The 6,473-nt window shown below is 47.3% G+C and carries 4 protein-coding genes; all 4 read left to right on the plus strand.

What is annotated here, in order from left to right; all coding sequences use genetic code 11:
• Positions 1-231: hypothetical protein (locus QUB70_RS31215; RefSeq protein WP_332985631.1), on the plus strand; the 231-nt coding region annotated here is incomplete at its 5' end.
• A gap of 217 nt (positions 232-448) precedes the next feature.
• Complete coding sequence (locus tag QUB70_RS31220; RefSeq protein ID WP_332985632.1) at positions 449-916, plus strand: hypothetical protein; 468 nt, start codon at positions 449-451, stop codon at positions 914-916.
• A 424-nt stretch (positions 917-1,340) separates the two neighbouring features.
• Complete coding sequence (locus QUB70_RS31225) at positions 1,341-3,689, plus strand: PhoX family protein (protein WP_332985633.1); 2,349 nt, start codon at positions 1,341-1,343, stop codon at positions 3,687-3,689.
• Positions 3,690-4,188: 499 nt separating this feature from the next.
• Positions 4,189-6,339 (plus strand): SPFH domain-containing protein, encoded by a 2,151-nt coding sequence (locus QUB70_RS31230; protein ID WP_332985635.1) that lies wholly within the window; start codon positions 4,189-4,191, stop codon positions 6,337-6,339.
• Positions 6,340-6,473: the final 134 nt, after the last annotated feature.

Consider the following 6,473-nt stretch of genomic DNA (forward strand, 5'->3'; position numbering starts at 1 on the left):
GGAAGAAGGAAGAAGGAAGAAGGAAGAAGGAAGAAGGAAGAAGGAAGAAGGAAGAAGGAAGAAGGAAGAAGGAAGAGGGAAGAGGGAAGGCACGACACGGATTTTGACACGGATACACGGATTAATTATCGAGGGTTCCTTCTGATGTTGAAGTCAGAAGGAAGAAGGCAGAAGAGTAACGCGGGGGCCAGTTTATCGACATCCTTTGCTACCGACAAATATTTCGGGTAAAACTGAGATATTGCACCATTATCAATAACCCTTCTATGGGCGGGCAGGATGCCCAACCCCCTACTCCCGACAAGAAAAGGCACTTGTTTTGGAACAGGCCGGAAAGCCTGTTAAGCGGAAATATGGTGACACAAAATATTATTTTAATTTAAGCTTAACAGTCTGTTAAATTTTATTAACTATCATTGACAAGTGTTAGTATTTAGTTCCAAACAAAATGAATTTGTACCTACGCTTATTGTCAGCCGTCATTCTAGCAATTATCAGTTTAACAGCAAGTATATCGATAGCTTTGGCTGAAACCAAAGAGCGCTACCTTACCTTAGATTCGGACGGCAGTCAATCTTTTGCAAGTTTAGTGCAGCAGGCGGAAGATTTAGCGAAAGAGTCGATCGCCCGCGAGTTTCAAGAAAATCCGGCATTAACAGAAGTTACGATCGTCATTACAGCCAATCGCAGCCGACAAAGGGTTCCGGTTTTGCGATCGAGAGTATCCCGCCGCGAGTGGCAGAAAGATTCGAGAATCGAACAGTGGACTAGATATTTTGCGGATGCTAAATTGCTCTTGGGATTCAGAGATGGCAATATCTCGCCCGCAAATTCTGGGTTTTCGCAAGCGATTAATGTACCTGCGCCCAGTCGATCGGCATTCCGACAAAACGATCCGGGTTTTCGAGATGATTGAAATATTGGTAATGGGGCATGGGGCATGGGGCATTGGGAATTGGTAGCAAACAACAAATAACAAATAACCAACAGCACGACACGGAAATCACGGATACACGGATAAGCTGTTACGCATTTAAACGACTAACGAACTCTTGTATGGTGCGTCAGAAGCGAACACTTACGCGCTAATGAGGGAAACGCTTATGTACGGCACCCTACAATCGTTCTTTAAATGTCGAACAGCTTACACGGATAGATATTTTTTCCTGAATCTCTCTCTCTATTCCCAATTACCAATTGCTAATTACAATATTTAACTTTTTATTAACCTAAATATCTCCCTATTTTAATTAACCTTCAGGTTAACTTTCCTTAATTTAACAGTGATAGAGTTTCATACGGAATCATCAGATTAGGGATGTTGGTTTGAAAAGGAATTTATGTCTAAAATAACTCGCCGACAACTGTTAATTTTCTTCGGCAGCAGTGCAGCTACCACTGTGCTTGCCCCTCAACTAACTAAAACACTATTCGGCATCAATTCCACCTCCGCCGAAGCTGTAGTTCCGCTATCTTTCACTCCGTTAAGACTTCCCCACCCGCTGCCAGTTTATCGAGAATTGTCCAGCTTTATGCCGACGGGCTTAAACGGACAGGGAACCGTGATGGCTGCCTCACAGGATACTAAATTAACCAGTTACAGCGTTGTTGACGATGTGGTTGTACCGCCGGAATACGAACGGTACGTGATTCTCCGCTGGGGCGATCGAGTTTTTCCCGATCCATCCGACTATTTCGGCTACAACAACGACTACACCGCCTTCCTACCCCTTCGCGGCAGCAGTGACGACGGCTATCTCTGGGTTAACCACGAGTACGTAGGCTTCCCGATGTCGAAAGTGGCACCGGAAGCGCCCTCAGATGTGGCATCATTTCCAGCAACCGATCGCGCCGTCCTCGGTATAGACTTATCCGTAAAGAATCGCGATACCCTCGGCGAATTTCTGTACAATCTTGGTGGTTCGATCGTCCGCATCACCAAACAGTCTAACGGCAGATTTGGGGCGATCGCCCGCGACCCCCTCAACCGACGCATCCACGGACTTTCCGGCCTCGGAATCAACAGCCAGCGTGCCGACAAATACAAAGATGTCACCTCCTGGGGAACCAGACAAGGCGACGAAAAATACCTTACAGGCACCGGCCCAGCCGCCACCCAAGTCTTCGCGCAAGTCAACAGCGACGGGCTGGGAAACCGCATCATCGGTACAGCCTACAACTGTTCCGGCGGCACAACCCCGTGGGGCACAATCCTCTCCGCCGAAGAAAATTTCCAAGGTAGCGAACTATTTTTCGTCGGAGTTCAAGAAAACATCAAACCCAACGGCGCCCAAACCGGCTACGCCAAGGGCACTACTGGCGAGGAATTCGGATTAGTCGGGGAAAAATACGGCTGGATGGTAGAAGTCGATCCCCAAGATCCGAGTTTCCGCCCTCGCAAACACACCTCTTTGGGTCGTTTCCGCCATGAAAACGTCGCGATTCGCGCCGAAGCTGGGCGCAAGTTAGTAGTGTACATGGGGGACGATCGGCGCGGCGGACACACCTGGAAATTTGTCAGCAGCGGTACTGTCACCAATCCCGCAGATAAAACCAACAGCCGCTTGTTTGAAGACGGCACATTGTACGTCGCCCAATACAACCGCAACGGTGCGGGAAGATGGCTGCCGCTAACAATAAATAGCCCTACGAATCCGGTGAGTCCTTCTAAAGTTGGCGAAGCAGAATTAGCCAGTTTTGGAAAAGCTCAAAGAGATGCGAATACTCGCTTCCCCAAACGCGCCGGAATTGCAGGTCAAACCGAAGACGGCGGTTCTTTTGTGATGGATACAACTAATGAAGCAACAGCACTTCCTGGCTACAGAAATAAAAGTCTTGCTAATTTCTACACCAGCCAAGGTGCGGTTTTAGTTGATGCTTTCTTAGCTGCTAATTTGATTGGCGGAACTCCCACTGCGCGGCCGGAAGATTTGGAAGTTAATCCTACTACTAAGGAAGTTTTCATTGCTTATACTGACGGCGCACCGGGTAGCGACGGCTATCCAGATTCTCGCATTTTTAATGTTGCGAAATACACAGCCTCCCTCAACAGCGGTCAGCAATCGGGAGGACTGTACAAAATAATTGAAGACAGTTCCGACGGTGCGGGTTTGACATTCCGCTGGCAGCGTTTTGCTCAAGGTGGAGAAGCGGGTGCAGTCTCTGGGGCGGGATTTGCTAGTGTAGACAATTTGGATTTTGACAATCAAGGCAATATTTGGGGTGTCACTGATATGTCTACTAGCACGCACAACGGTTTTGATGTCGGTGCGACTGCAAAACAAGCGACGATCGACCACAAAAGAACAGGAAATGTGTCAGAATTTACGGGTGTTTTCGGCAACAATTGGCTGTTTTACATTCCGACTTCCGGCCCGAATGCCGGAACTGTAATTCCGTTTGCTTACGGGCCGAACCGATGCGAAATGACGGGGCCAACTTTTGTGGGAGATACGCTGTTGCTTTCGGTGCAGCATCCGGGGGAAGATTGCCCGATCGATGATGGTACTGTACTCAGCCGCCAAATTGAAATGCTGGATTTAAACGGTGCTGTTTTTAATCAAACTCGCAGTGTTTCTCGCGGCAGTTTGTGGCCGAGTAATATCTCGAATGATTCGCGCCGATCGCCGATGCCGTCGGTGATTGGAATTCGCCGCGTGCGATCGACTGCAACAGGCCAGTTTGTTTAAACTGAGATATTACAATAGTCCGGACAGTTTTCAATCACCAACGGTAGAATAAGGGTTCCAGCTTCCTCAGCAGGTGAAATCTTAACGGTAGAATGCGGGTTTCAGTCGCTGCCCAAAAAACTGTCCGGAGTATTGATATTAGACCTCTTGCAAAAATCCTTTTAATCAAATTCTGGAACGGGCTCTCCGGCCCATTCCACAAGAAAAAAAATTTTGTGGGATGGGCATCTTGCCCGTCCTAGTTATTTTTGCAAGAGGTCTAAAGTATGTTTCTATAAGGGTAAAATTTTATTTTATCAAACAACTTTTGGAAATGTCGTATTAAAAAAGCGCGATCGGGCCCAGTCAAGCGAGCCGCTGATATTATTGAACAGGTTGTATTGACTGGGAAACCTGTTTTCGCTCAAAAATAACCGCCGACTTTCAATAAGTTTTATGTAGGCATTTGGAATCCAGCTTAAGCTAGATGTAATAAGACTATATAGCTTGTAAGAAAAAAATGCTTTATTCATTTTTGTCCAAGTCTCAAGTCAAAGTCCGCGTTTTAAAACAGTTAGCAGCCGCTGTTTCGGCTTCCTTAGCTCTTAGTGCAACAACCAGTTTAAAACCCTCACCAGTATTAGCTACTAGCAATATCCCCCCAGCACAAACCTCGACTCAGCTAGCAGCAAAACCTGATTCTAGCTTGCAGCTAGGGCAGTTGCGTACCACTGTTCCCGTGCAGACAATGCAGCTCGATCCGGGCGGATTTATCCCGATCGCGATCGGCGGTATGATACTTATACTGGTGGTGCCGCTATTTTTTGGCGGATTGGTGGTAATTGGCGATCGCGAAGTTGGCATTGTCAGTAAAAAGTTTAGCTTCGGCGGCAAGTCTTTACCCCCCGGAGATTTAATTGCCTTAAACGGAGAAGCTGGATATCAAGCTGATACTTTGCCACCCGGTTGGCACTGGGGTTATTGGCCTTTGCAGTACAATGTTCGCAAAGAGTCTCTGACTGTAGTTCCCCAAGGTGAAATTGCCTTAATTATCGCAGCAGGTGGCGAGTCAAATCCGCCGCAGCGCATCCTCGGCAAAATCACAGAATGCGACAATTTTCAAGATGCTCGCAAATTCCTTAAAGAATGCGGCGAAAAAGGCAGGCAACTAGGCATCTTAACGGGCGGCAGCTATCGAATTAACACGGCATTGTTTACCGTAATTACAGCAGCAAATGCTACCAAACACGGGATGACAGCAGAACAGTTGAAGCTGTACACAATTGCTCCAGATAAAGTGGGAATTGTCACAACTTATGACGGCGTTCCAATTCAAGATGGCGAAATTGCCGGCCCGATTATTCCGAATCACGACAACTTCCAAAACGCGCAAAAATTTATCAGCGCTGGCGGGCGGCGCGGCTTGCAGGAACAAGTTTTGCTTTCCGGTTCGTGGAACTTAAATCCTTGGTTTGTTGGGGTGGAACAAGTGCCGATGACCGAAATCCCGATCGGCTATGTCGGCGCGGTGATTTCCTATGTCGGCAAAACCTCGGAAGATGTCAGCGGCGCTGCTTTCACTCACGGCAATTTAGTAAATGTGGGCAATAAAGGGGTGTGGGTAGCACCTCTTTATCCCGGTAAACATCCGCTGAATACTCGCATTTTGAAAGTAGAGTTAGTGCCGACTACAAACATTGTTTTGAATTGGTCTACTAAAACAGAAAGGCACAGTTACGATTCTCAACTTTCTTCTTTAACTGTACGTTCTAGAGACGGTTTTGCCTTCGATCTAGAAGTAGCTCAAATCATTCATGTCGGCGCTTTGGATGCTCCGAAAGTTATCTCTCGCGTGGGTTCGATGCAGAATTTAGTTGACCACGTTTTGCAGCCGACAATTGGTAATTATTTCCGCAATTCGGCTCAAGCTTATTCTGTGTTAGATTTTCTCTCCGCAAGGAGCGATCGGCAAGCAGAAGCTGCGGAGTATATCAAAGCAGCTTTGCGTACCTACGACGTGCAGGCAATTGATACTTTGATCGGGGATATTTTGCCGCCCGCAGAGTTGATGCAAACTCAAACAGATCGCAAAATTGCAGAGGAACAGTGCAAGACTTATGAGGTGCAGCAGTTAGCACAAACTCAGCGGCAACAATTGGTGCGGGAAACGGCGCTGGCTGAGATTCAACAAGAGATGGTAAAATCCGAGCAAGGCGTGAAGATTTCGGAGTTAAAAGCGAATTCTCAGGTGAAACAAGCTCAAGGCGAAGCTGAGTCGATTCGGGTGAAGGGAAATGCTCAAGCTGAAGCTTATCGCGCGGGTGTTGTGGCTTTGGGAGGTTCGGGTTATACGGCTTTGCAGTTAATGCAAATTATAGGCGATCGCAACGTGCGAGTTGTGCCGGATGTTGCGGTAACAGGTAACGGTAGCGGCGGCGGTTTGGTTGACGGTTTGCTGGGGATGATGATGTGGAATCAAACTAGCAAAAATGGAGAAAATGGAGCAGAATTACCTGTAGTTAACCTACAGAAATCAGAACCTGCGGCCAAGTTATCGGTAGCCAAGGTTAATTCGGTGAAGCCAACCGTTGCGAAGTCTCATACTGTTGCAGAGTCTGATATGGCTCCGCTGTTTGATGAATTGCCGTTTGACGATCGATCTTTTAGTTAGGCTGTGCAGTTTGTAGGATAGAATACTCAGATACCTGACTTCTTTAAGAAGTCAGGGTAAGCTGTTACGCATTTAAAATAGTATTGTAGGGTGCGTCAGCCCTTTCTCGTTTCCCTTGCAAGCGTCAGTGTTCT

This window comes from Microcoleus sp. A003_D6, from assembly GCF_036702825.1.
In the GTDB taxonomy this organism is placed as follows: Bacteria; Cyanobacteriota; Cyanobacteriia; order Cyanobacteriales; family Microcoleaceae; genus Microcoleus.